The organism is Flavobacterium sp., assembly GCF_046296355.1.
Lineage (GTDB): Bacteria > Bacteroidota > Bacteroidia > Flavobacteriales > Flavobacteriaceae > Flavobacterium.
In genome coordinates, this window is sequence record NZ_JBKBLM010000015.1 from 17,912 (window position 1) to 43,960 (window position 26,049).

21 protein-coding genes are annotated in these 26,049 nt (G+C 38.1%); 11 read left to right on the top strand and 10 right to left on the bottom strand.

The annotated features are described in order from the left end of the window. Positions 1–18: 18 nt before the first annotated feature. Positions 19–864 carry a hypothetical protein gene (locus ACK4HO_RS07730; protein WP_409664594.1) on the top strand — a complete coding sequence of 282 codons (846 nt, stop codon included), beginning with the start codon at positions 19–21 and terminating at the stop codon, positions 862–864. Between the two features lie 33 nt (positions 865–897). Beyond that, positions 898–8,523 (top strand): gliding motility-associated C-terminal domain-containing protein, encoded by a 7,626-nt coding sequence (locus ACK4HO_RS07735; RefSeq protein WP_409664596.1) that lies wholly within the window; start codon positions 898–900, stop codon positions 8,521–8,523. A gap of 34 nt (positions 8,524–8,557) precedes the next feature. Here the strand turns inward: ACK4HO_RS07735 and ACK4HO_RS07740 are convergent, their stop codons facing one another. Together ACK4HO_RS07740 and ACK4HO_RS07745 are read right to left on the bottom strand one after the other, a co-directional pair. Then, positions 8,558–8,908: a DUF1801 domain-containing protein gene (locus ACK4HO_RS07740; protein WP_409664598.1), complete on the bottom strand. Its 351-nt coding sequence runs from the start codon at positions 8,906–8,908 to the stop codon at positions 8,558–8,560. Next, positions 8,909–10,282, bottom strand: a complete 1,374-nt coding sequence (locus ACK4HO_RS07745; protein ID WP_409664600.1) for a M28 family peptidase — start codon at positions 10,280–10,282, stop codon at positions 8,909–8,911. It abuts the gene before it with no gap. Between the two features lie 86 nt (positions 10,283–10,368). On the opposite strand from ACK4HO_RS07745, the gene ACK4HO_RS07750 reads away from it, so the two are divergent. Genes ACK4HO_RS07750 through creD form a run of 5 tightly spaced genes read left to right on the top strand, consistent with a single transcriptional unit; the run spans position 10,369 to position 13,489 of the window. Next, positions 10,369–10,977: a hypothetical protein gene (locus ACK4HO_RS07750; protein ID WP_409664602.1), complete on the top strand. Its 609-nt coding sequence runs from the start codon at positions 10,369–10,371 to the stop codon at positions 10,975–10,977. Between the two features lie 4 nt (positions 10,978–10,981). Next, on the top strand, positions 10,982–11,278 hold the full coding sequence (locus ACK4HO_RS07755) for a winged helix-turn-helix domain-containing protein (protein ID WP_176307452.1): 297 nt from the start codon (positions 10,982–10,984) through the stop codon (positions 11,276–11,278). A gap of 52 nt (positions 11,279–11,330) precedes the next feature. After that, positions 11,331–11,786 carry a hypothetical protein gene (locus ACK4HO_RS07760; protein ID WP_409664603.1) on the top strand — a complete coding sequence of 152 codons (456 nt, stop codon included), beginning with the start codon at positions 11,331–11,333 and terminating at the stop codon, positions 11,784–11,786. Between the two features lie 2 nt (positions 11,787–11,788). Then, positions 11,789–12,103, top strand: a complete 315-nt coding sequence (locus ACK4HO_RS07765) for a hypothetical protein (RefSeq protein ID WP_409664605.1) — start codon at positions 11,789–11,791, stop codon at positions 12,101–12,103. A gap of 21 nt (positions 12,104–12,124) precedes the next feature. Further along, positions 12,125–13,489: a cell envelope integrity protein CreD gene (creD, locus tag ACK4HO_RS07770; protein ID WP_409664606.1), complete on the top strand. Its 1,365-nt coding sequence runs from the start codon at positions 12,125–12,127 to the stop codon at positions 13,487–13,489. A 42-nt stretch (positions 13,490–13,531) separates the two neighbouring features. Here the strand turns inward: creD and ACK4HO_RS07775 are convergent, their stop codons facing one another. From ACK4HO_RS07775 to ACK4HO_RS07805, 7 genes are all read right to left on the bottom strand, one after another. Then, entirely contained in the window at positions 13,532–14,578 is a 1,047-nt protein-coding gene (locus ACK4HO_RS07775) for an o-succinylbenzoate synthase (RefSeq protein WP_409664608.1), read from the bottom strand. Positions 14,579–14,582: 4 nt separating this feature from the next. Continuing rightward, positions 14,583–15,782 carry a tetratricopeptide repeat protein gene (locus ACK4HO_RS07780; protein WP_409664610.1) on the bottom strand — a complete coding sequence of 400 codons (1,200 nt, stop codon included), beginning with the start codon at positions 15,780–15,782 and terminating at the stop codon, positions 14,583–14,585. Positions 15,783–15,851: 69 nt separating this feature from the next. Continuing rightward, on the bottom strand, positions 15,852–16,529 hold the full coding sequence (locus ACK4HO_RS07785) for a metal-dependent hydrolase (protein ID WP_409664612.1): 678 nt from the start codon (positions 16,527–16,529) through the stop codon (positions 15,852–15,854). Positions 16,530–16,545: 16 nt separating this feature from the next. Further along, positions 16,546–17,469 carry a 1,4-dihydroxy-2-naphthoate octaprenyltransferase gene (gene menA / locus ACK4HO_RS07790; RefSeq protein ID WP_409664614.1) on the bottom strand — a complete coding sequence of 308 codons (924 nt, stop codon included), beginning with the start codon at positions 17,467–17,469 and terminating at the stop codon, positions 16,546–16,548. A gap of 79 nt (positions 17,470–17,548) precedes the next feature. Beyond that, positions 17,549–19,051, bottom strand: coding sequence for a PH domain-containing protein (locus ACK4HO_RS07795; protein WP_409664616.1), 1,503 nt, complete (start codon positions 19,049–19,051; stop codon positions 17,549–17,551). Next, entirely contained in the window at positions 19,051–19,566 is a 516-nt protein-coding gene (locus ACK4HO_RS07800; protein ID WP_409664618.1) for a PH domain-containing protein, read from the bottom strand. The genes ACK4HO_RS07795 and ACK4HO_RS07800 overlap by 1 nt, the downstream gene beginning before the upstream one ends. Positions 19,567–19,639: 73 nt before the next feature. After that, positions 19,640–20,482 carry a 1,4-dihydroxy-2-naphthoyl-CoA synthase gene (locus tag ACK4HO_RS07805; RefSeq protein ID WP_409664620.1) on the bottom strand — a complete coding sequence of 281 codons (843 nt, stop codon included), beginning with the start codon at positions 20,480–20,482 and terminating at the stop codon, positions 19,640–19,642. Positions 20,483–20,608: 126 nt separating this feature from the next. Between ACK4HO_RS07805 and ACK4HO_RS07810 the strand changes: the two genes are divergently transcribed. Then, complete coding sequence (locus ACK4HO_RS07810; RefSeq protein WP_409664621.1) at positions 20,609–21,700, top strand: C1 family peptidase; 1,092 nt, start codon at positions 20,609–20,611, stop codon at positions 21,698–21,700. 32 nt (positions 21,701–21,732) lie between these two features. Here the strand turns inward: ACK4HO_RS07810 and ygiD are convergent, their stop codons facing one another. Next, positions 21,733–22,611 (bottom strand): 4,5-DOPA dioxygenase extradiol, encoded by an 879-nt coding sequence (gene ygiD, locus ACK4HO_RS07815; protein ID WP_409664623.1) that lies wholly within the window; start codon positions 22,609–22,611, stop codon positions 21,733–21,735. Between the two features lie 144 nt (positions 22,612–22,755). On the opposite strand from ygiD, the gene ACK4HO_RS07820 reads away from it, so the two are divergent. The 3 genes from ACK4HO_RS07820 (at position 22,756) to gap (ending at position 26,031) form a co-directional block, all read left to right on the top strand. Continuing rightward, positions 22,756–24,000, top strand: coding sequence for an MFS transporter (locus tag ACK4HO_RS07820; RefSeq protein ID WP_409664625.1), 1,245 nt, complete (start codon positions 22,756–22,758; stop codon positions 23,998–24,000). A gap of 90 nt (positions 24,001–24,090) precedes the next feature. Beyond that, positions 24,091–24,960 (top strand): lipoyl synthase, encoded by an 870-nt coding sequence (gene lipA / locus ACK4HO_RS07825; RefSeq protein ID WP_409664627.1) that lies wholly within the window; start codon positions 24,091–24,093, stop codon positions 24,958–24,960. A gap of 84 nt (positions 24,961–25,044) precedes the next feature. Next, positions 25,045–26,031 (top strand): type I glyceraldehyde-3-phosphate dehydrogenase, encoded by a 987-nt coding sequence (gene gap / locus ACK4HO_RS07830; protein ID WP_409664629.1) that lies wholly within the window; start codon positions 25,045–25,047, stop codon positions 26,029–26,031. The last annotated feature ends 18 nt before the right edge of the window (positions 26,032–26,049 follow it).

The window sequence follows — 26,049 nt, forward strand, 5'->3', positions numbered from 1 at the left end:
TTTAAATTCATCTAAGCCTTGAAAAAAATATTTTTTGTTTCATGTTTGACAATTTATGCCTTAACACAAACCGTTTCAGCGCAAGAAAAAACAGCCAATCCTGATAAATACACCGCCCAGAACAAAGGTAAAATGTATGTGTTTTGGGGTGGAAATAGAGAAAGCTATTCTAAATCAGATATTCATTTTAAAGGAGACAATTACAATTTTACTTTGAATGACGTAACAGCCAGAGATAAACCAAAAGGTTGGCAAATTGACTATGTGAATCCGGCACGAATGACGATTCCGCAAACCAATTTGAGGGTCGGTTATTTTATTAATGATCATTATAATGTTTCTATTGGATTTGACCACATGAAATATGTAATGAATCAGAATCAGGTGGTTAACATCTCCGGGGATATCAACGAAGGAACTGCGTTTGACGGTACATACAACAACGAACCTATAACATTGACTGAAGATTTTTTAACTTTTGAACATACCGATGGTTTGAATTATGTGAACACCGAATTTTCGAGAGTTGACGATATTTCAAAGCTTTTTAAAATTCGCAATACGGATAAATTTCAACTCAATATTACAGAAGGATTAGGTGCCGGATTTTTATATCCAAAAACCAACACCAAGTTACTGGGCAAAGAAAGATATGACGAGTTTCATGCCGCCGGTTATGGTGTTTCTGCAAAAGTGGGGCTAAACCTTACTTTTTTCAAACACTTTTTTGTTCAAGCAGAATTAAAAGGGGGTTACATTGACATGAATGACATTAGAACTACCGGAAGTAAGTCTGATAGTGCTTCGCAACATTTTTATTTTTTACAGAGAATCATAGCCTTTGGAGGCATTTTTAAAGTATAATTTTTTTATTTACCCAACCTAACACCAACCCGTATGAAAAAAATTACATTACTATTATTAATCATTTTCTTTTCCATAAGTGGGTATTCCCAATTAGCGTTAGAAGGATTTGAATCAACCACCGGACCTACCGGATTACCATCAACCACTTGGACATTGGGCACAGGAAACTGGGCAGTCTTTGACAATGGAATTGGCCTCGGACAACGATGGGGAATCAACAGTTCTGTAACGACACCACCTACACCTCCTATTGTTTATCAAGGGACTAATGCCGCTTATGTAAACAGAGAAAATATAGGTCAAGGAAATACTTCTGAAGACTATTTGGCAACGCCATTGGTTACTATTCCAACAAACGGGCAGCTTCATTTTTACACCAGAAGTTTTACTACCGGTAACCAAGGAACAATTTACCAAATAAAAGTAGCGCCTGCCAATGCTTCACAAACCGATCCTGGAGCTTATACATTGGTGACCCAATGGACAGAAGTAGATTTGACTACTACCTACAATATTTATGAAGAAAAAGTAGTTAGTTTATCAGCCTATGCCGGACAACAGGTATATGTCTCTTTTGTAAAAATATACAACCAACCGCTAACTACCTTGGATGGAGACCGTTGGTTAGTTGATAATGTTAGCATCATAGAGCAATGTTTGGATCCTACCACACTTGCAGCTTCGGGAATTACACAAACCTCAGCCAATTTGAGTTGGGGCAATCCTAGTGGAGCCACTTCATGGGAAATTGAAATCTTACCGGCTGCAGGTACTTTTACCGGAGTGGGTGTAGTATATAATGGGATTTTGCCTTATAATGCTACCGCTACGGCAACCGGAACAGCATTCACGCCATCCACGGATTATAAATATTATGTTAGAGCACTTTGTAGCAATGGCGGAAGCAGTCTATGGGTTGGGCCTTTTTTATTCTCAACTACTTCCCCTGGTATAAGTTGTGCTGCTCCGATTGTTATTGGCACTTTACCATACTCAACAACTGATAACACTTCAAACTACAGTGATAATACTGCTATCGAAGGTGTACCGGGAACTTCTTGTGGTGCTGCAAATGGTTACCTCAACGGTAATGATGTTGTATATGCCTATACTGCGACTGCCAATGGTGTAATTAATGTTACGATGACCCCAACAGCAACCTATTCGGGAATATTTGTTTATAACAGTTGTGCCAATATTGGTGTTAGTTGTATTGCCGGAGTTGGTAATTCCAATACCGGAGTTAGAACATTTGACTTAACGGTTACCGCAGGAACTACTTATTATATTGTGATTTCTACTTGGGCATCACCACAAACTACTGGATATACTTTAACCTTGCAAACCGTTAACTGTCCACCACCTACCATTCTAAATGCTACGGGAATCAGTCAAAACGGAGCCAATATAAGTTGGGCAAATCCCGGTGCTGCTACTTCTTGGGAGTATGTGGTGCAATCGGCAGGTTCGGCAATCCCAACAGGTTCGGGTACCCAAACCAGCAGCAATACAACCAATCCTATTTCGGGATTAACTTCCGGAACCAATTATCAGTTTTATGTTAGAGCCGATTGTGGCAACGGAACTTTTAGTGCTTGGACAGGTCCTTATTTGTTTTCTACCGCGGCCAATTATTGCGCCGGCAATCATTTTTATGACACCGGTGGAGCAACAGGAGTTTATAATAACAGTGCCAATGTTACAACTGTAATTTGTCCGGATACGCCCGGTGATCAAATTACGGTTATCTTCAATACTTTCAACTTGGAAAGTGGATTTGACTATTTAAAAATTTATGATGGAAATAGCGCTACCGGCACTACTCTGCTTGGCAATTTTACCGGAGCTACACTTCCTCCATCCTTTACTTCGAGTGCTGTTAACGGATGTTTGACTTTTGTCTTTACCTCTGATACTTCAGTAACTTTGGCCGGTTGGGATGCTACCATATTGTGTTTGCCACCACCAACTTGTCCGAAACCAACAGCAGTCAATATTTCTGCTATTGGACAAAACAGTGCAAGTATTGCATGGACAGAAGTTGGAACTGCCACAACATGGGAAGTTTTATTATTACCGGCTGGTTCTCCTGCACCATTAGCATCTGCTTCCGGAATTACTACTACAGACAATCCATACTTAGTTAATGGTTTGACTTCAGCCACCTCTTATGATGTGTATGTAAGAGCCATTTGTAGCACAACTGATATTAGTTTGTGGTCAAACAAAGTGACTTTTACCACCTTGATTACCAATGACGAATGCGCCAATGCCATAATAGTTCCTGTAAATCCAGCCACTTTTTGTACCTTTACAGCTTCTGGAGCATTAACGGGTGCTACTGCCTCTACTCAAGGAAACACTTGTTTCGGGACCGATGACGATGATGTTTGGTTCCAATTTACGGCTACAAGTACACAACATATAATCTCATTATTAAATGTAGCCGGATCTACTCAGGATTTATTCCATGTTTTATACACCGGTAGTTGTGGAGGTTTAACCCAATTGTACTGTAGCGACCCTAACAGTAGCACTGCCAATAATTTAACCGTAGGACAAGTTTATTACATAAGAATTTATTCTTACACTTCAACTCCGAATCAAAATTCAACCTTTAACATATGTATTACTACTCCTGTTCCACCGCCAACTTGTATTAACAATCAGCCGGCAGGAAATACGTGTCAAACAGCAACACCTATTTGTAATTTAAATGGGTATTGTGGAAGCACCTCTTCAACTTACACTGCAGATTATTGGTCACAATTAAACACTGCATTTTGTGGTTCAATTGAAAACAACTCCTTCTTGACATTTGTAGCTACTTCAACCGCTATTTCATTTGATGTTTGGGTAACAAGCTCTACAGATAATGGCGGTATACAGATTATGATTTTTAGTGCTACAAATTGTTCTGGAACGGTAAACGAATTTACATGCTGGAGTCCGGGTATAGTTCCATCAGGTTCTACCAATATTTCAGCTAATGGACTTGTCGTTGGAAATACTTATTACATCATGATTGATGGTTTTGGAGGTGACGTTTGTGATTATGTTATTGCAGCGAATAGCGGTATTCAAACACAAGTCAATGCGACAACTTCAGATGACACCCTATGTTTAGGTGATACTGTAAATCTAAATGCAGTCGGCGGAAACGGATCATATAATTGGACCTCATCACCGGCTACAACAGGCCTTAGCGCGACCACGGGAAGTGATATAACTTTTACTCCAACAGCTTCAGGTGTTTATACAATCACAGCGACATCAACAGATGGTAATACCCTTTGTCCTCAAGATGTATCCGATTTTGTTACTATAACCGTGAATAATGATGACGCTCCTGTATTTGATACTTTTGGGCCTTATTGTGAAGGTGAAACAATTCCTGCTTTACCAACAACATCTAATAATGGTGTAACCGGAACTTGGTCAACGGCTTTAGTCAATAACACACAATCCGGAAGTTATACTTTTACGCCTGATACGAGTGAATGTTCTTCACCTGTTACTGTTTCAATCACTATTGATCCAATAATTAACCCAAGTTTTGATACTATTCCGGCTTTATGTAATGGTGAAACATCTCCAATATTGCCTACATTATCAAACAATAATATAACCGGTATTTGGAATCCTTTAATCATTGACAATACCCAATCAGGAACTTATACCTTTACCCCTGATGCGGGTCAATGTGCCACAGCTGTAGTTGTGAATGTAACTGTTGACCCTTTAGATACGCCAACTTTCTTGTCTCCGGCACCTATTTGTAGCGGAGATACACCTCCGGTTTTACCTTTGACTTCATTGAACGGAATTACAGGAACTTGGTCACCGTCAGTAGTTGACAATACCCAAACAGCGACTTACACCTTTACACCGGATGCTGATCAATGTGCTACAACTACTACTATGTCAGTGACTGTTTATCAGAATTGCTCTTTTGGTAGTTATGCTAGTGCTGTATGGTTAACCAATTGTCAAACCGGAGACTTCTTTAATACTGTGGGTTCTGGTGCTTCTATCATTGGACCTGCCCAAAATATTTTCCCGAACACAGATTTCGGAACTTATGTTTCCTATTCCAATACTTTTAAATTAAGAGGCGCAGAAGTTAAAACCTTTAAAATTGCTACAGCTAATGTTTGTAGTGCTCGTTTATATTACCGAATTTATCCTGCTTCCGGAACTCCGGGAACTTTTGCTGTGATGGATTTACCTTTCTTAGATGACTGTGTTAGTGGCTCTTTCCCAAGTGGTGGACCATGTAATACAGGTGATCAGAAATGGCAAAAAGTACTGACCGATGCTGAACTCCCAATTGATTTGACAGCTTATCCAGCTGGAGAATATATACTCGAGGTGTATTATGATGTAACCGGAGATGTTAATTCAACCACCCAATGTGATGACACTATCCTGATTAATAATAACGGAGCTAATTACATTGCGACTTATACTTTACAAGCCAATCCAACCTTTACTTCTATAACACCAACGACATGTGTTGCAAATGATGGGGAAATTACTATTGGAAGTTTGGCTCCTAATACAACCTATTCTTTGACTTATTCAGATGATAGTACAACGGTTGGCCCAACTTCAATAACAACTGATAACACAGGAGCTTATTCGATAACCGGATTAAATGCCGGAACTTATTCAAACTTCAGTTTTACGGTTAACAGTTGTTCCTTTACCTCTACCGATGTTATCACATTTAATATTCCGTCGACAGCCCCGGTAACCGGAACAGACCCTTTGACTTGTAATGGAAATACCGGTACAATCACTATAAGTAATTTGATTCCTAATCAAACTTATGCGGTAACCTACACGGATGACACCATTTTGGTTGGTCCTGCAAACTTTACTTCAGATGTCAACGGACAAATCACACTAACAGGATTGAATGCCGGTGTCTATACTGCTTTTAATCTAAACACGGCGAATTGTACGGTAACTTCTAGCGATACAGTAACTTTAATTAATCCGGGTGCGCCTGTAGTATCAGTTAATAGTACTGCTATTTGTAATAATCAAACAGCAACTGTAACTGCTACACCGCAAACTCCGGGTACTTATAATTATGTATGGACTGTTCCAGCCGGTTTTACTAATCCGGGTAACGTTGCCAGTTTTGTGACTACTGTTCCAGGAACATATACTGTTGTGGCAACTCCTATAGCAACTCAATTCTGTAATGGTAGTTTTGAGAGTCCAACCGCTACAGGTCAGTTTCCTAATATGTTGAATGAAAATGTAGTTCCTTGTTGGGACACAACTGCAGCTGACGGAATTCTGGAAGTTTGGCCTGCTGCCGGATTTGAAAATGTTTTTGCATACCAAGGCACGCAGTTTATTGAAATGAACGGAAATTCAATTGCTACAATATTCCAAGATTTTACCACAAGTCCGGGTTCACAATTACAAATCTCCTTCGCTCACCGTGGCCGTCAAGGTAATGATACTGTTAGGGTTGAAATTGGACCGGTTGGTGGACCTTATGTTAGTTTAGGCAACTTTACTGACGGTAATACCGCTTGGGTTTTACACAATTTAACTTATACTATTCCGGCTATCGGAGGTAACAACTATAGTTTGCGATTTGTATCTGTATCCAGTACAGGCGGAAATCCTTCTGTTGGTAATTTCCTTGATGCTGTTACCGTTACTTCTACTGGATGCAGCTCGCTGCCAACTTCAGGAATGGTTTCTTTATCGCCTTCAACAAATTTAGTTTTAAGTTCAAACAACAACAGTCAAAATATTTGTATTAATACTGCTATTGCCAACATAGTTTACACTGCTACTAATGCTGATAGTGTTAACGTTACAGGTCTTCCTTCCGGAGTGACCGGTACATTTGATTCAGGAACAGGAGTATTCACTATTAGTGGAACTCCGACCCAATCCGGTATTTTCAACTATGGCTTAAGCACTTCTAATAGTTGTAATACAGTCGCTTTAACAGGCACCATTACTGTAAATCCAACAATTACACCAACATTTACTCCAATCTCAATTTGTAATGGACAAACTGTGGCATTTCCTGGAACTTCATTGGAAGGATTAACAGGAACATGGAATCCGGGAAACATAGACAATACACAATCGGGATCATATACATTTACCCCAAATTCTGGTCAATGTGCTCTGCAAGGAACTTTAACTATTACAGTAAATCCTTTAGTACAGCCAACATTTAGTCCTGTATCGCCAATTTGTTCAGGAGACCCATTAAATCCTCTGCCTACCAATTCAATTGAAGGTATAGTTGGTACTTGGTCACCAGCATTGAATAATACTGCTACAACAACTTATACTTTTACACCGAACGCAGTTAATCCTTCACCAACTAACTTAGTTGTAAATGGTGACTTTACTGCCGGAAACTCAGGCTTTAACACAGATTATCAATACCTTGTTGATGCCGGCCTAAACGGAGTACAAAAAGCATATGGAATTGTCGCTGTAGCTAATACTTGGTTCCAGTTCTTCCCGGCTTGTAACAGTAATTCACCATCAGGAGGAAATATGATGGTAGTTGATGGCTCTACAACAAATGGTGGGAATGATATCGTTTGGTCTCAAACGGTTACAGTTCTACCTAATCAAACTTATAACTTTAGTTATTGGTTACAAACTGTATCTATGCCAAACCCTGCCATCGCAGAAGTTACCATAAATGGGGTCTCTATAGGCATGACAACTGCACCAGGAAACAATTGTGAAAGCGGTCAATATTCTTATACTTGGAATTCGGGTTCTAGCACAACAGCGCAAATTGCTATCTATGACAGGAATATTCAATCTAATGGAAATGACTTTTCACTTGATGATATTTCTTTAATCCAAGCGAACTTCATTCCATGTCCTACATCAACAACGCTTACTATTACGGTTAATCAACCGGTAACATCAACTTTTAATGCTATTTCGGAACTTTGTTTTGGAGGTACAGCTCCGGCTCTACCAACTAACTCTTTAGAAGGATTTACCGGGACTTGGACACCGGCAGAAATTGACAATACAACTTCTGGAACTTATACTTTTGTTCCTGATGCGAATCAATGTGCTACCAACGGAAGTCTAGCTGTAACAGTACAAAGTAGTTTTGATTTTGAAATTACCGGAAGTTGTGTCGGAAATAATTTCATTTTAGAGGTTGCTGCAGTCAATGCATCTTTTGATGTTAATGCCGCAAGTTTTGCTTGGTTTACCAGTAACCAACAGTTGGTAGGTTCGAACGCAAACACATTTGATGTTAGTCAATATTTAAATTCGACTACTACTGTAGAAGAATTGCCTATATCATTTAACGTGACCGTAACTACTCCGGATGGTTGTTTTAGAAACGAGTCGATTACATTAGACAGAATTTATTGTGACATACAAAAAGGTATTTCTGCCGATAATGACGGTAACAATGATTTCTTTGATTTGAGTTTACTCGATGTTAAAAATCTTAGTATCTATAATCGTTACGGAATGAAAGTCTACAGTAAAAACCAATACCGTGACGAATGGAGAGGTCAATCCGATAAAGGAGAAGAATTACCGGATGGCACTTACTATTACGTGATTGAATTCAATAATGAAACCGAAGCCAAAACCGGTTGGATTTATAAAATAGGTCAAAACTAAAATTAAAAACGTCCCGGTTATCGGGACGTTTTTTTTAATATAAAGTCTTAGCTTCTTCAATAACTGCAACTAAAATATCATTATCTATTTTATCTAAAGCATAATAACGCAATGATTTTATAGTATTTCTGCCGTTGTCTGCAATTAAATGCTGTTGTTGGCTATTCAACTGAAAACCTTTGGCAAAACCAACATCTACAAATTGGTGTTTGTGACTCGCATTAAGATAGCAAAACGGTTTCTTTTTGTAATAGAAATAAGGTATTCCCCACTTGAATTCCAAATTTGCCTCGGGCAAAGTATGTTCAACTACTGCGACAATATGCAGCAAAATGTCGCGATACTTTTCGGGTTGGTTGAGTATGTATAATTCGGTTGGTTTCAATTAATCAATGCCATATTGGTCAAATAAATATAATAAAGCAGCCATACTAGCAGCACCCAATTCTAATTCTCTTTTATTGATGGCATCAAAAGTATCATTGGCGGCATGATGGTAATCAAAGTAACGCTGTGAATCGGGACGTAAACCGGCTTTAACTATTTTAGTCGACGTTAACGGATGAATATCCGAACCCGTGTGACCTTTCACAAAAAGATGAATCAAATAAGGTTCAAAAAGCGGTATCCAACTTCTGACTTTGGTAAAATTAGGTTCATCGCATTCCAAAGAAAAACCTCTGGGAGTAAAACCACCCGCATCACTTTCCATGGCAAAAATGTGGTTCTCATTATTGCGTTTGGATTCTGCTTCATATTGCTTTCCGCCTCTTCCACCGTTTTCTTCGTTCATGTATAAAACCACTCGCATGGTATTTTTAGGTTGGTAGTTGAGTTTCTTAAAAAGCTCCAAAACCGCCATGCTTTGAACACAACCGGCGCCATCATCGTGTGAACCATCGGCCAAATCCCAAGAATCTAAATGACCACTTACCACCATAATTTTTTCGGGATGAACTGTTCCTTTGATTTCTCCAATTACATTGTAGGAAAGAACCTCTTCCAATTGTTGACACGATTGCTTAAAATAAAAGTTGAGTTTTGGATTTTCTTTCAATTTTTGGCTTAACAATTCGGCACCATTCGTACTTATAGCAGCCGTTGGAATGTATTTTTCTTGGGGTAAATTGCCATAACTGGTAGCTCCGGTATGCGGAAAATCATCCAATCTTAAATTGAGAGAACGAACTATAGCACCAACAGCGCCAAACTTTGCTGCTTCTTGGGCTCCGGATCTTCTTTGGTCGCCACATCGGCCGTAGGATACAAAAGCATCAATATTCTCGGGCTCCATCGGACGATTATAGAAAACTATTTTACCTTTAATTTTGGCTTCGCCCAAAGTTTCAAGCTCTTTCAAACTTTTTACTTCTATAACTTCTGCTGTTAATCCGTTTTTTGGCGTAGCTATAGAACCGCCAAGGGCACAGATAGGAACACTGATTTTATTTTTTTGATCTAAAATATAAGCGGTTTCTTTTTCGCCTCTTACCCATTTGGGTACCATCACTTCTTGGAGATAAACCCTATCCAAACCTAAAGTCTCCAATTGTTGTTTGGAATAAAGTACGCCTTTTTCAGCGCCGGCAGAACCGGACAAACGATGCCCGATTTTATTCGACAAATCGTCAAGCCACACATAACTTTTAGAATTGGTCAAAGCCATTTTATAGATGTCTTTCAACATTTGCTCGTCTTTGGTTTGACCAAATGTTAAAGAAGTCAGGAAAAATAAGGATCCGAAAAGCAATTTGTTCATAGGATTAATTTTTCTCAAAAATAAATGAAAAAACATTTGGTTGCGGAAAAATTATTTACTTACTTTGTTTTTCAAAGTACTTTTATATGGAAACTAAAGATTATTTAAAAGACATTCAAGACATCAAACAAATGATGGCGCAATCTAGTCAGTTTATCTCGCTAAGCGGCTTATCGGGTATCCTAGCCGGATTGTATGCTTTTGGCGGTGCCATTGCAGTCAACTTTTTAATCGACAATCACCATACCAAGTACATCACTTTGGAAAGCACGACCTTCAAACTAATCATAGCGGTTGCTTTGGCAGTATTGGTTTTATCCTTAATCACGGCTTATTTGCTGACCGTCAAAAAAGCGAAAAAAGTTGGGGAAAAAGTGTGGAATCCATCGTCAAGAAGACTGTTAATTAATTTTTGTATTCCGTTGTTTACCGGCGGTATTTTGTGCTTACTTTTATTGAGACATGGAATTTACGGTCTCATTGCGCCTATCTCCTTGATATTTTATGGATTAGCTTGTGTCAATGCCAGTAAATATACTTTGCGAGACGTTCGTTATTTGGGTATCACCGAAATCATTTTAGGCTTAATCGCCGTAGAATTCTCAGGATACGGTTTGTACGTGTGGATACTAGGTTTCGGAATTTGCCATATCATTTACGGCGCTGTGATGCATTATAAATACGATAGGAATTAATTTAGTGAAAAACCTCATTCAAAATATCAACAAAGCTTTTGACCACCGAATACGTTTGGGGATCATGTCGGTATTAATGGTCAACGAAAGTGCCGATTTTAATATGCTCAAGGAATTACTCGGTGTAACTGACGGCAATTTAGCCAGTCACACTAAAGCCTTAGAAACCGAAGAATACATCATGATTGAAAAACAATTTATCGGAAAAAAGCCCAACACGCGTTACATCGCTACGGCAACCGGAAAAAAAGCCTTTCAAGATCACATTGAAGCGCTTGAAAAATTAATATCGAAAAGCTAAGCTATTTTTTTATTCATTTACTTTGAATTTCAAAGTACTTTTAATTTAATTTATGAGAGATTTAATTATCGAAAAAATGTATGAGTGGAGCAAAAAGCCCTACCAAAAATTCTTTAAAAAGAACGAACCTTGGAACGTAACTCCCAAAGAACTGATTCAGTATCCACAAGAAAGTTTGGGCTTTCATATGGGTTGCTTTTTGCTAAAATACAATTTCGAAATGCAACCCAAACTCGAAGATCACGATGTCATTCATGTGTTGACCAACACCGGAGTTTCAGTCATTGAAGAAATCGGAATGCAATATTATTTATTGGGCAACGGGAAAAAAAGCGCCTATTTGTATATGGTGATTTTCATGGGTACACTCTTCTACCCTAACCGATTCAATACCTTTTTAGATTTTTATAAAAGAGGTAAATCGGCGCATCAATTCCATGATTTAGAATTTAAAAAAATGCTCCACCTTACGGTTCAAAATATTCAAACCACTTTTAATATTAAATAATCATGGAAACACAACTCATTGACAAAACTGAAACTCCCGGACAATTTTCAACCTATTTAGCGATGGGTTCTTTTGGTATCGGAACATTGCTATTTCTAATGCATTTCATTCTTCCGGAATTTGGATTGCTCTATTTCATCGGTTATTTCTATTTGCTTTTCGCTTTTTTGATAAATCTGGCAGTTTTTCTGTATTTACTCTTTCAGTTTTTCACACAACCCAAAGATCGAGAAGCTTTAACTGTCAAAATGTTGATTATACTGGCCAATATTCCAATTGCATTATTTTACCTCTATATAATATTTAACAAATTTTAATCTTATTTAAAACACTACACCATGGAAAATCAAGAATTTCAAGAAAACCAAATTACAGAAGAAAAAACATTCTTCCAATCCACAACCGCCAAAATGATTATGGTTGGCGCACTCACACTCTTTTTACTCATTCCGCTATTCTTTGTTCAAGATTTGATTAAAGAACGTTCCCAACGAAAATCAGAAGTTGTCGATGAAGTGTCGACTCTTTGGGGAAGCAACGTCTCTTTTTACGGTCCGGTTTTAAGAATTCCGTATAATACTTACGAGAATCTAAATGTCATTGACCAAAAAACCGGTGTAACCACTTTACAAAGAAGAGCAACCACTAATTACGCTTATTTCTTCCCGAATGAATTGAACAATATTTCTAAAGTAAAGAAAAATGAATCTCTTAAACGAGGTCTTTTTAACCCGGTAGTTTTTACGGCAGACATGAACTTTAAAGGAAATTTCACCGCGCCTAATTTTGCCAAACTCAATATTCCGGAAGAGAGCATTCAATGGGACAAAGCCGCAATCATTGTCAAAACTACCAATTTGAAAAGTATCAAAAGCGAGCTAAAAATCCAGCTCAACAATGAAAAACTAACGTTTGAACCACAACCGGATGAAAAAAGCGATTACAGCGTTTTGGCTACCAATATTTTTGATTACAAAGTCTTAGCCGCCAATAACCAAATCAATTTTAATTTTGGCATTACTTATAACGGAAGTAACAGCATCAACTTCATTCCGATTGGAAAAGTAACCAATATTGGGATTGACTCCGATTGGGAATCGCCAAGTTTCGAAGGTTCGTTTGCCGCCAATGACACTACGAAAGTCGTAAACAAAGACGGATTCCATGCAGATTGGAAAGTATTAGACATAAACCGCACGTTTTCGCAGCAATACGCGAATGTTTTACCCAATTTGGATGATTATCTGTTTGGCGTAAAATTTATTGAAACAGTCGACGAATATCAGCAAAACGAGCGTGTTTCCAAGTATGGCTTCCTAGTAATCGGTTTGACATTTCTGATTTTCTTCTTAATTCAATCGATAAGCAAAATCAATATTCATATTTTTCAATATTCAATGATAGGCATTGCGCTGATTATGTTTTACACTTTATTGATTTCAATTACTGAACACAGTAGTTTTAGTTTAGCTTATGCTATTTCCGGAATTGCGGTGGTAGTTATGATTACACTCTATTCGATTTCGATTTTGAAGAATAGAAAATTCCCGCTGTTTATTGCGACGTCACTTTCCGTTTTGTACACCTTCATTTATGTGATTATCCAAATGGAAGATTATGCGCTTTTGGTGGGAAGTATTGGCTTATTTTTCATCCTCGGAGCCGTGATGTATTTCTCCAGAAAAATTGATTGGGGAAAGTAACTTTCTAAAGCAAAAAAACCTGTTCAAATGAGCAGGTTTTTTTCATTCTAAATAGTCTAAATCGATTTTCCAATCGAGCTCATTTTGATACCAAAGTTGGCCCTGTGAAACTTGCAACGGACAATCAAAATTATTGGTATACAAACTTCCGGTTCCTAAACCTTGCGGCATCGGATTATTGAGTCCGAAAGTAAATTGGGCAATCGCATTCAAACCCACATTGCTTTCCAAAGCGGAAGTAATCCACCAACCGATATTGAACTTTTCGGCAAGAGAAATCCATTCTAAAGTGCCGCGAAAACCACCGATAAAACTCGGCTTCAAAATGACATATTGCGGTTGGATTTTTTGGAGCAATTGTTCTTTTTCTTCAAAAGAAAACACCCCGATAAGTTCTTCATCCAAAGCAATGGGCAAATTAGTGCTTTTACACAAAACTGACATCATGTCAGTATGATTTTTTTGAATCGGTTGCTCTATGCTATGTAATTTAAAACCAGTTATTTGATTAATTTTATCTAAAGCTTCATTTTCAGCAAAAGCACCGTTGGCATCAACCCGAATCTCGATGGTTTTTTCATCAAAATTTTGGCGAATAAAGCGCAATAATTCGATTTCTTTGTTGAAATCTATGGCACCAATCTTCATTTTTATACAGGTAAATCCTTGGGCAATTTTCTCTTCAATTTGACGTTTCATAAAGGCTTCATCACCCATCCAAACGAGTCCGTTAATGACAATGGATTTTTCGCCTGACGTAAATTTTGACGGAAATAAAACAAACGGATTTTCACTTTTTAAAGATAAAAAAGCCATCTCTACTCCGAATTGAATCGAAGGAAATTCTATCAATTCTTGCCATAATTTTTCCTGGCCAAGGTGAATATTTTCACAAACCCATCGCAATTTTTCTTCATAATCTGGACGATCATCAGCCGATAATCCGCGTAAAATACCGCACTCGCCTATGCCTTTTTTACCGTCTTTTTCGAGTACCAAAAACCAGGTTTCTTTGTCGGTCAAAACGCCCCGAGAAGTACCCGAAGCCTGTTTGAAATGAAGGATATATTTATGGTAAGTTGCAGTCATTTTTTTAGTCTAAAACGCGTAAAATCTTCTTGAAATTTTCGGTACCAAAGCCATTATTTTTAAACTGTTCAAAATCAATTTTGGTCTGTTCGATCCAACTTTTGTGGTTGGCCAAATTGTTTTGTTGGTACTTTTTGTGAAGGTCTTTGGACTTATTTACTCTGTCTGTATACATATAAATATGCGCCAATTGCAATCGATAATTCAACTCTGATGGATTCATGGAAATGGCTTTCAAATAAGCTTCTTCCGCTTTTACAAATTGCCTGGAAGATAAATAAAAAGTGCCCAACAAACCATAATCAATGGCTTTAGCACGGTTTTTCTCAATGATTTCCTTTTGGATTTTAAGAATCGCTTCTTCAGATTTATTACTAAAATTAAGCTTTGTAGCTTCACTTCTGACCATTTCTAAGTAACTATTTAATTGCCCTGATTTCACCAGACTTTCTTCAGCAAAACCATCCATAGCCTTAGCTTTTTCAGCCGGTAATAGCTTTTTATAGTCACTGTAAGCATATTTGGCAATAAAGACTTCCATAAAATTCCCCAAAAACAAATTCTTGTTGGATACTTTTTTGGCAATCTCCAACTGCTCAATTTCTTTTAAAAGACTCTTTCTATTTTCCACTGTCCAACCACTTCGCAAATTATAATTAACCCACGGGACGACTTCTAAAATAATTTTTTCCTTCATCACCCAATTGTCGCTTTGAAATCCAAACCACAGATTCTGTATGCCTTGAGGTATGCATTTTGATTTTTCTGTTAGGAGCTTGGCGGCCTTGTTTACCGGTTCTTCTTGAGACACACAAGCATTGCTCGCAACACCGGTTTTTTCGTATTGCAAAGCGTCATTTTCATTGGTAAATACATAAAATTTACACTTGTCATCCCCTGAAATAGAAGAAAGCAAAAACACCGTTCCGGCAGCACCTTGACTAATTCCTGTTGGATCCGGAATAGCTTTTAAAACAGAAACCAAACTCGAACTGATTTTTTGATTGTCATCTAAAAGCGAAATGCGATAAACTACTTCAGTAGTACCAACAGGAAAATCGGCTGTTTTGATGGCTTTTCGTTTTCCGGCATTGAGTATAATAGTTTCATTAGTCGTTCTGATATTGTCCCAAAAGCCTTCGTTGCTTTGTGCAAAAGCTAAAGAGGTACAGACCAATAGTAATCCTAAAATTGAAAATTTCATAAGATGTTTTTCGTTCCTAAAACAAGAAGAGTGCCAAAACTGACACTCTCATTCTCTGTATTAATATTATTAAAGCGAAATACTTTCTCCTATTTCGAGTAGCATCAAGTCTTTTCCGGCATCGAAGAATTTCTTTTTGGCTTCGTCGTGATTGATTACGATAAATCCGAAGGTATCAAAATGACAACCTAAAACCTTGTCACAATCGACAAAATCAGCCGCTATGATTGCATCTTCAACATCCATGGTAAAACAATTCCCGATTGGAAAAATGGCCAAATCGAGTTTCGTTCGCATCGGAATCAATTTCATATCCATGGTCAAAGCTGTATCGCCAGAGATGTAAATATTTTTGTGTTCTCCTTCGATTACAAATCCGCCGGGATTACCGCCATAAGTTCCGTCAGGAAACGAACTCGAATGCGCAGCAGCCACATATTTCACTTTACCAAAATCAAACTGCCAGCTTCCGCCTTGATTCATTGGGTGGTATTGCAAGCCTTTGTTTCCGAAATGAGTCGCGATTTCCCAATTGGATATAATCACGGAATTATTGTTTTTCGCCACAGCTTCAACGTCTAAAATATGGTCGAAATGAGCGTGTGTAATTAGGATGTAATCTGCTTTTAAAGCATTGATATCAATATGAGCCGCTTTTTCATTTCCGGAAATGAATGGGTCAACAAGTAAATGTTTTCCACCTACTTCAATTCCGATACAAGAATGCCCATAAAATGTAATTTTCATGACTGCATTTTTTTAATTAAACGTAATTCACCACAACATCTGAAATAAAGAAAATCAGACACAGGGCCAAAAGAACTGAAAGCAAAAAAGTGCTGATGGCCAACTTCTTCAATTCGGGATCCAACAGTTTAGAATTTTGGTTTTTATAAACGGTAATCAAATGACTTATCAAAGGGAAATAAGCAACCACAAAAATATATTGGTCGAAGTGAAAATCATTCAAAAAGGCAAACAGCAACACCAAAACCATAGCCGAAATCACCAAAAAGAAATGGTACTTTTTAGCCGCTGCGCCACCCATTTTGACCACAATAGTATTCTTTCCGGATTTTCTGTCGCTTTCCTCGTCCCTCATATTGTTTAGGTTTAAAACACCAACACTCAAAAAGCCAATGGCCGTTGCCGGCAACAACAGCAACCAATCAATAGTTTTCGAGAACATAAAATAAACCCCAAAAGCACTCACCAATCCGAAGAAGATAAATACAAATAAATCGCCGTAACCTCGGTAACCGTAAGCACCTTTTCCAACGGTATAGCGAATCGCAGAAGCAATTGCCAAAACCCCTAATACTAAAAAGACAAAAGAATACAACAAATAACTTTCTTTAAAAGCAAAATAGATTAGCAAAACCGCAAAAGCCAAAGTAATCAAAGCTGTAATCACCATCGCTTTTTTCATGGCTTGCGGAGTTATGAGTCCGCTTTGAATGGCGCGTTTTGGCCCAACTCTGTCATCGTTATCCGTGCCTTTTACCCCATCGCCGTAATCATTGGCAAAATTGGACAGAATTTGCAAACCTAAAGTGGTCAGCAACGCAAAAATAACGATGTTCCAATTGAACATTCCCTGTGACATCGCATAAAAACTTCCAACAATAATACCCGATACCGAAAGTGGTAAAGTTCTAACTCGAGCGGCTTCAACCCAGTGTTTCATATAATTTTAAATATTAAATTTTAGATATTAGATATGATTTTGATATTTGATATTTCAAATCTAATATCTAATATTATTGCTACATCCAGTTGCTGTTAGAGGTTTCTATCTCATACAGCCAAAGGTTTACATATTCGTTTATTTTGTCAAATTTACCCAAATGAAAAGTAATATTGCCACCGGCAGTGTGCATCGTCAACGAACCAATATTCAGGCTTTTGTGCCAAAACAACTGCGAAGTCGTGATGGCTTGTATTTTGCCGATTTCAATTATTTCATGGTCAACATCCCAAGCGCCGCTTTGTTTGATGATGTGGTTATCATTGACAAACAAACGGTAATTTCGGAATCCGAAAAACAGTAAAACCGACATAAAAATAGTGTAAAAAACAGCAATATTTGCGTAATCAAACACTATTGGCTCTCCATATTTCCCAAACAAATAATAACCCGTTAAAGGTAGCACAATAATGATAAATACAGAAAAAATCAGTCTGCGGAAATTAGGCTGCATCATCATACCTTTTTCAGGCAATTGTTTAAACAATAATTTTAAAATTTCATCGCGTTCCCTCGTATTACAACCCGGAATTTCAATCAGCGATTTATTGTCTTTCTTTTCGTTGCTGATGGCTTGTCTAATTTTGATTTCCAGCACATTGAGCTTCTTTTGAAAATAGTTACTTGATATCTTAACTATCTGCACTTTCTCGGGTTTCAATATCGTACTTTGGGTGTTGATTAGGCCATAAGTCAACATCAGCGACCCTTTTTGTTTGGTAACAGTATAGTCGAAAAACTTAATGATGGTGCGCAAAATATTGATTAAAAAAACTACGCTGAACATGATCAAAACAAAAACAAGCGCCGAATACCAAACCGAGTTACTATCGACAAAACCCTCCAGTTTTTCTGTGCTGATTACATCCTCTGCACCGGCTTGGTGGAGGTTTTCATAAATGGTAAAAAAGAACGTCAGTATCAAACCGACACTTTTTACATAGTTGGAAGTAATTCCGATTTTGAGTAAACTGCCCAAATTGATTTTAAGAAACGGAATCGCTTTATATTCTGTCTTTTCGGCGGCAATATCTTCCACGGAAACGACTGCTTTTTTACCTTCATTTTCTAATAATTTCGATTTCAAAGCCAAAGCTAAATTATGCGAAATAGCTTTGATATTGCCTTCTTTTTTGTCGCTTCCGGCAGTGTCAACATCTAAGGCATAAACGCCGATTAAGCGTTGAATCAAATTTTGCTTGATGTTTACCTGTTGGATTTTATGTAGCTGAATCGTCGTTTTGGTTTTGTTAATAATACCGTCACTAATGATAAACTCTTCGTTTTCTTCATCGATATAGAACGTAAAATTTCGGTATTTTAAAAAAGAATAAACACCAAAATAAACCGCTACAGCGAGTAAAGTTAAGGAAGCGATAAAGACAGATTGAGGATTTGCCTTAAATAAAGTAATGACAATAATCGGCCACGTGGCTTTGAGCACTTGGAAAATCATCTCGAGAAAAATCACCAAAACACCCACCAAAGACTGGCGTTGCGGCTGATTGAAATTGGCCTCCATTAGAGTTGTTTTTGAATTTTACCCATCAGCAATTGCTTGATGTTTTCGGCTTCCTCTTTGGCAATCCCCGGAATCTCCAAGTCACTGGAAACGCCACCTGCGGTAAAAATTTCCACTTTGGCTAAGCCAAAAAAACGGGCAATAAAACCTTCATGAAGCGCTACGTGTTGGACGCGATTATAAGGAATCACCATTGTATTGGTGGCAATAATACCACTTCTGAAAATCACATCGTGGTTTCTGAAAGCATAGGCTTTTTTCTTAAAACTAATTCGTGACAACAATAAAGCAATGCCAAAAATAGCTACGTAGGCAGAGAAAATTAGCGGCTTATGTTCTATTTCTTCATCCACCAAAAAAAACAAAGTAACCATAATGGCTATGCCTAACAAAAAAAAGCCCGAAAGACTAATCAAAATCACTTGCCAATATTTAGGGTCGATAGGTGACAATTGAACCGCTTCAAACCGTGGCAAAGCCTTTGTATCAATGATTTCATTGGTAAAGTTTTCCATATATATATCTCAAAGAATTATTTTTTTATAAATCCAACCTGATGACTGAACACTAAATACTGAACACTCATTTTTATGGAATCCATTTGTTTTTCCCGAAATTCGGTTTTCTTTTTTCCAAAAAGGCATTTCGCCCTTCAATAGCTTCATCAGTCATATACGCCAAACGCGTGGCCTCACCGGCAAACACTTGTTGTCCTACCATACCGTCATCGGTTAAATTCATGGCGAACTTCAACATTTTTATAGACGTTGGAGACTTTTCTAAAATCTCCTGTGCCCATTGGTAAGCAGTATCTTCTAATTCTTCATGCGGAATTACGGCGTTTACCATGCCCATATCAAAAGCATCTTGCGCAGTATAATTTCGACCTAAAAAGAAAATCTCACGCGCTTTTTTCTGTCCGACCATTTTGGCCAAATAAGCCGAACCGTAACCGCCGTCAAAACTCGTTACATCAGCATCGGTTTGCTTGAAAATAGCGTGTTCTTTACTGGCTAATGTCAGGTCACAAACGACATGCAAACTGTGTCCGCCACCAACAGCCCAACCCGGAACCACTGCAATCACGACTTTGGGCATAAAACGAATTAAACGCTGAACTTCTAATATATTCAATCGGTGATAACCGTCTTCGCCAACGTAGCCTTGATGACCGCGTGCTTTTTGGTCTCCACCACTGCAAAATGACCAAATACCGTCTCTGGTACTCGGACCTTCGCCGGATAGCAAAACAACTCCAATAGAAGTGTCTTCCATGGCATCGTAAAAGGCATCGTACAATTCACTGGTTGTTTTTGGACGGAAAGCATTGCGCACATTCGGTCGGTTAAATGCTATTCTGGCAACGCCGTCACACTTTTTATAGGTGATATCTTCAAATTCTTTGGCAGTAATCCAATTGATAGTGCTCATGTCAAAACTTGCTTTATAGGGATTATTATATTTTAGTTAAAAATAATTGTCGGCAAACAAAATCTATTATTTTAGCGTAAAAATAAATCATTTTTTGAGTTAAACCTCATCACCAAACATATTCTTATGAATAAAACTTTTATCACCGTTACCGCATTATTTTTGAGTTTAAATACTTTTTCCCAAAAGTATGATTTTCAAATCATTAAAGACATCGAAGCTACTCCGGTAGTCGCCCAACAAAACACCGGAACTTGTTGGAGTTTCTCCACCACTTCTTTTCTGGAAGCCGAAATTATCCGTATAAATGGCAGCAAAGTGGACTTATCTGAAATGTACAACGTGAGAAACATTTACTTAGACAAAGCTGATAATTATGTCATGCGTCAGGGCAAAGCCCAATTCGGAGAAGGCGGTTTAAACCACGATGTAATCAACAGTGCACGAAAATACGGTATTGCTTTAGAGAGTGATTTTACAGGAAAAATCAATCCCGATGAGGCATATGACCACACTGAAATGGTAGCAGAATTAGAAGAAATTCTTAAAACAGCCGTAGATCTAACTCCTGCAAAATATGCTAATTGGAAAGAAGACTACAAAGCTGTTCTAGAAAAATATATGGGCAATGCTGATGAAGTAAAGCCTTTCAATGCACAAAAAATTTCAGCGGAGTATAAGATTGATTTGAATGATTATATCACGATAACTTCTTTCACACATGAACCCGTTTATTCCAAATTTATCTTGAATATTCCTGACAACTTTGCCAATGGTTCCTTTTATAATTTGCCTTTGGACGAATTTGTTCAAAATATTGATTATGCACTTAACAAAGGTTTTACACTTGCTTTGGACAGCGATGTCAGCGAAAAAACATTCTCCGGTAAAAACGGATTAGCGGTTATTCCTGAAAAAACTGAAGATACTGTGGCTATATTAGAAGAAATCAAACCCGAAAAAAAGATTACTGCTGATTTCCGCCAAACCGAATTTGAGAATTACAACACTATGGATGACCATTTGATGCACATAGTAGGCAAAGCCAAAGACCAAAAAGGAAATGTTTATTATAAAGTCAAAAACTCTTGGGGAACCGAATCAGGTAGAGAAGGTTTTGTTTATATGAGTGTTTCTTATCTTAAATTAAAAGCCATATCTGTATTACTCCACAAAGACGGTTTACAACCACAGACCAAAAAAGCATTAGGTTTATAACAAAAAGGGAAGCGATTAGCTTCCCTTTTTATTTATCCTATTTTAACCGAAGTCATCGTCAATGAACCGCCGACAGCTTTGTCATTGAAGAAACTTACTGAATCCGTTTTATCTTGTAATCCCAAAGTATAAAGCAACGGATAATAATGGTCCGGTGTCGGAATCGCCAACTTGGCTGCGCTATCTAACTTTTCGTAAGCAATTAAAGATTGAGCATCTCCGAAAGTGATTTTGTCTTTAAAAACCTGATTGATTTCATGAGCCCAATCGTATCCGAATTCGGGTTCGTTGAGTTTGTCCCAAGCCACCATTCTCAAATTGTGCACCATATTACCGCTGCCGATAATTAAAACGCCTTTTTTACGTAGCGAAGCCAATTCTTTGGCCAAATCATAATGGTATTGTGGTGGCTTAGTGTAATCAATACTCAATTGCAATACGGGAATATCGGCATTGGGATACATGTGTCGCACTACTGTCCAAGTTCCGTGATCTAAACCCCAATCATGGTCGAGTTCAACTTGGGTTGATGTGATTAATTTGGAAGTCTCTTGAGCCAATTCCGGACTTCCTTTTGCCGGATATTGCACATCAAATAAAGCTTGAGGAAATCCGCCAAAATCGTGTATGGTTTTCGGATTTTCCATGGCGGTAATATGCGTTCCGTTGGTTAACCAATGTGCGGAAACTACTAAAACTGCTTTAGGTCGGGGAATTTCTTTTCCATATTTGGTCCATGTTCTTGAAAACTCATTGTCTTCAATGCCATTCATAGGCGAACCGTGACCAATGAATAAAACGGGAAGTTTAGTATCGGTTGTTTTTAAGTCTTTTGACCAATTGTATAAAGGGTTTAATGCCATCATTGTCGTTCCTCCTATTGCTAATTTTATAAAATTACTACGCTTCATATAGTGCAACATTTGTATATACAAATATATGCCAATTTGTTCACGAACAAACCCTATTGTAAAAAATTTAACAGGTAAACCAAAATAAGGTTTGCACACGCAAAAAAACTTATATATTTGATTGTTATTGTTTAAATCTCTTAAATGCAACAATTTACCCGTCAGGAAAAATTAAAACACTTGTTTGGTTTTCCCGTAGTCATTGCCTCATTAGGCTATTTTGTGGATATTTATGATTTGTTACTTTTTGGTATTGTTCGCATTCCCAGTTTGAACGATATGAACTTAGATGCCGATACGGTTGGCACCATGATTATCAATTACCAAATGATTGGATTGGTTTTGGGTGGTATTATTTGGGGTGTTTATGGCGATAAAAAAGGAAGACTTTCAGTATTGTTTGGTTCGATAATCGTTTATTCATTGGCCAATATTGCCTGTGGCTTTTTACCCCAAATGGATTTTGCAGACAAAGGAATGATTTACGCTTGGTTGCGCTTTATCGCCGGAATTGGTTTGGCCGGAGAATTAGGCGCCGGAATTACCTTAGTTTCCGAAACTTTACCCAAAGAATTGCGAGCCATTGGCACTTCTATTATAGCCGGATTTGGAGTATTGGGAGCTGTTGTAGCCCAATTTACAGTAGAATTGGCCGGAAGTTGGACTACCGCTTATTTCATCGGTGGCGTATTGGGATTGATGTTGTTAGTCCTTAGAATCAGTGTAGCTGAAAGCGGCATGTACCAATCGGTTAAAGAAAATACTTCCGTTAAAAGAGGTGATTTTTTGGCCTTTTTTACCAACAAAATACTTTTTGTCAAATATTTGAAATGCATCCTGATTGGCGTTCCTATCTGGTATTGCATCGGAATCCTGGTCTTTATGGCCAACCAATTTGCTCCCGAAATGGGCATCACTTCCATCGACCCCGGAAAAGCGATTATGTGGGCATATATTACAACTTCTGTCGGTGATTTCTCGAGCGGTTTTATTTCACATGCTTTGCATTCGCGAAAAAAAACCATTCTTTATATGTTATTATTTACTTTGATTGGTGTGGCTTTGCTCCTTTTCAGCGGTCATAAAACCGAAAACATGTATTATTTTTATTGTGGCTGGATTGGCTTAGGTTGCGGTTTTTGGGCCATGTTTGTTACGGTTTCTGCAGAACAATTTGGCACCAACATGAGAAGTACGGCAGCGACTAGTATTCCGAATATGGTTCGCGGCACAGTGCCAATCATGTTAATAGGATTCGACTATTTGAAGCAAACCAATTCGGTGATTATCTCGGCTGCAATTGTAGGTTTGATTGCATTTGCTTTGGGCATATATTCCACTTTGACCATCAGCGAAACTCATAATAGGCATATGGATTTTGTGGAGTGAAAAAATCCTCTTTTTAACAACAATTTTGGAATCCAAAATTCTATATTCTAAATCCAACCTTTGTATCTTTGCACCTCGTAAATTGCAATTATGGAATCAGTACTAGAAAGCAACCAACCAATCGGTAAACCCAAATGGCTAAAAGTCAAATTGCCTATCGGTCAAAAATATACCGAACTACGTGGTTTGGTCGATAAATACAAGCTTAACACTATTTGTACTTCGGGCAGTTGTCCTAATATGGGCGAATGTTGGGGCGAAGGCACAGCCACCTTTATGATTTTGGGAAATATCTGTACGCGTTCGTGTGGATTTTGCGGCGTAAAAACCGGCAGACCCGAAACCGTTGATTGGGACGAACCCGAAAAAGTAGCGCGTTCGATTAAAATCATGAAAATCAAACATGCCGTAATCACCAGCGTTGACCGCGATGATTTGAAAGATATGGGTTCGATTATTTGGTTCGAAACCGTACAAGCCATCCGCAGAATGAATCCGCAAACCACTTTAGAAACGCTTATCCCCGATTTTCAAGGTGTAGAAAGAATCATTGACAGAATTGTTGAAGCCAATCCTGAAGTAGTTTCCCACAACGTAGAAACCGTTCGCAGATTGACTCGTGAGGTTAGAATTCAGGCAAAATATGACCGAAGTTTGGCCGTGTTGAAATACTTAAAACAACAAGGTATCAAAAGAACCAAATCGGGCATCATGCTCGGATTAGGCGAAACCGAAGAAGAAGTCATTCAAACCATGCAAGACTTGCGCGATAATGACGTAGACATCGTTACCATTGGTCAATATTTACAACCCAGCAAAAAGCACTTACCGGTAAAAGAATTCATCAGACCGGAACAATTCGAGAAATACGAAAAAATTGGTAAGGAAATGGGCTTCCGTCATGTGGAAAGCGGTGCTTTGGTGCGTTCGTCTTACCATGCGGAAAAACATATATTATAGTCGAAAGTCGTAAAGTCAAAAGTCGAAAGACATAAAATTGACTTTAAGACTTTAAGACTTTAAGACTTTAAGACTTTAAGACTTATGACAAAAATTGCCATCAACGGTTTCGGAAGAATCGGGAGAAATTTATTCCGATTGCTTTTAAACCATCCCACGATTGAAGTAGTTGCCATTAATGACATTGCTGACAATCGCACAATGGCACATTTAATCAAGTACGACAGCATTCACGGCGTTTTGCCTTATGAGGTTTCTTTTGATGAAAATTCGATTATAGTTGACGGAAAACATTATATCTTTTTTCACGAAAGAGAAATCAGTAACCTAAAATGGGAGCATATTGATTTTGTAGTAGAAAGTACAGGCAAATACAAAACCTTCGAAGACATCAACCAGCATATTTTGGCCGGAGCCAAAAGAGTAATCCTTTCCGCACCGAGTGAAGTCCCGGAAATTAAAACCGTAGTTTTAGGCGTAAACGAAAACATTTTAGACGGTACAGAGCTAATCGTTTCCAACGCCAGTTGTACCACTAACAATGCCGCGCCGATGATTCAAGTCATTAACGAATTGTGTGGCATTGAACAAGCTTACATCACTACGGTTCACTCCTACACTACTGACCAAAGTCTGCACGACCAACCCCACAAAGATTTGCGTCGCGCTCGTGGTGCAAGTCAGTCCATAGTTCCTACCACAACCGGAGCAGCCAAAGCTCTGACCAAAATTTTTCCAAAAATGGAAGGCAAAATTGGTGGCAGCGGTATTCGGGTTCCCGTACCTGATGGTTCATTGACGGATATCACTTGTTATGTGAAAAAACAAGTAAGTATTGAAGAAATCAATTGGGCTTTCAAAAACGCCGCAGAAACTAACCTAAAGGGAATTCTTGCTTATACGGAAGACCCTATTGTTTCGGTAGATATTTTAGGCAATCAAAACTCTTGCCTGTTTGATGCGCAACTGACTTCTGTGATTGATAAAATGGTAAAAGTCGTGGGTTGGTATGACAACGAAATAGGTTATTCTTCCCGAATTATTGACCTAATAATTTTGTTAAAAAAATAAATTTGCTACATTTATAGT

Coding starts and splice junctions, on each gene's coding strand:
- ACK4HO_RS07735 (WP_409664596.1), top strand. CDS start 898: ATGAAAAAAATTACATTACTATTATTAATCATTTTCTTTTCCATAAGT.
- ACK4HO_RS07745 (WP_409664600.1), bottom strand. CDS start 10,282: ATGAACAAATTGCTTTTCGGATCCTTATTTTTCCTGACTTCTTTAACA.
- ACK4HO_RS07750 (WP_409664602.1), top strand. CDS start 10,369: ATGGAAACTAAAGATTATTTAAAAGACATTCAAGACATCAAACAAATG.
- ACK4HO_RS07760 (WP_409664603.1), top strand. CDS start 11,331: ATGAGAGATTTAATTATCGAAAAAATGTATGAGTGGAGCAAAAAGCCC.
- ACK4HO_RS07765 (WP_409664605.1), top strand. CDS start 11,789: ATGGAAACACAACTCATTGACAAAACTGAAACTCCCGGACAATTTTCA.
- creD (WP_409664606.1), top strand. CDS start 12,125: ATGGAAAATCAAGAATTTCAAGAAAACCAAATTACAGAAGAAAAAACA.
- ACK4HO_RS07775 (WP_409664608.1), bottom strand. CDS start 14,578: ATGACTGCAACTTACCATAAATATATCCTTCATTTCAAACAGGCTTCG.
- ACK4HO_RS07780 (WP_409664610.1), bottom strand. CDS start 15,782: ATGAAATTTTCAATTTTAGGATTACTATTGGTCTGTACCTCTTTAGCT.
- ACK4HO_RS07785 (WP_409664612.1), bottom strand. CDS start 16,529: ATGAAAATTACATTTTATGGGCATTCTTGTATCGGAATTGAAGTAGGT.
- menA (WP_409664614.1), bottom strand. CDS start 17,469: ATGAAACACTGGGTTGAAGCCGCTCGAGTTAGAACTTTACCACTTTCG.
- ACK4HO_RS07795 (WP_409664616.1), bottom strand. CDS start 19,051: ATGGAGGCCAATTTCAATCAGCCGCAACGCCAGTCTTTGGTGGGTGTT.
- ACK4HO_RS07800 (WP_409664618.1), bottom strand. CDS start 19,566: ATGGAAAACTTTACCAATGAAATCATTGATACAAAGGCTTTGCCACGG.
- ACK4HO_RS07805 (WP_409664620.1), bottom strand. CDS start 20,482: ATGAGCACTATCAATTGGATTACTGCCAAAGAATTTGAAGATATCACC.
- ACK4HO_RS07810 (WP_409664621.1), top strand. CDS start 20,609: ATGAATAAAACTTTTATCACCGTTACCGCATTATTTTTGAGTTTAAAT.
- ygiD (WP_409664623.1), bottom strand. CDS start 22,611: ATGAAGCGTAGTAATTTTATAAAATTAGCAATAGGAGGAACGACAATG.
- ACK4HO_RS07820 (WP_409664625.1), top strand. CDS start 22,756: ATGCAACAATTTACCCGTCAGGAAAAATTAAAACACTTGTTTGGTTTT.
- lipA (WP_409664627.1), top strand. CDS start 24,091: ATGGAATCAGTACTAGAAAGCAACCAACCAATCGGTAAACCCAAATGG.
- gap (WP_409664629.1), top strand. CDS start 25,045: ATGACAAAAATTGCCATCAACGGTTTCGGAAGAATCGGGAGAAATTTA.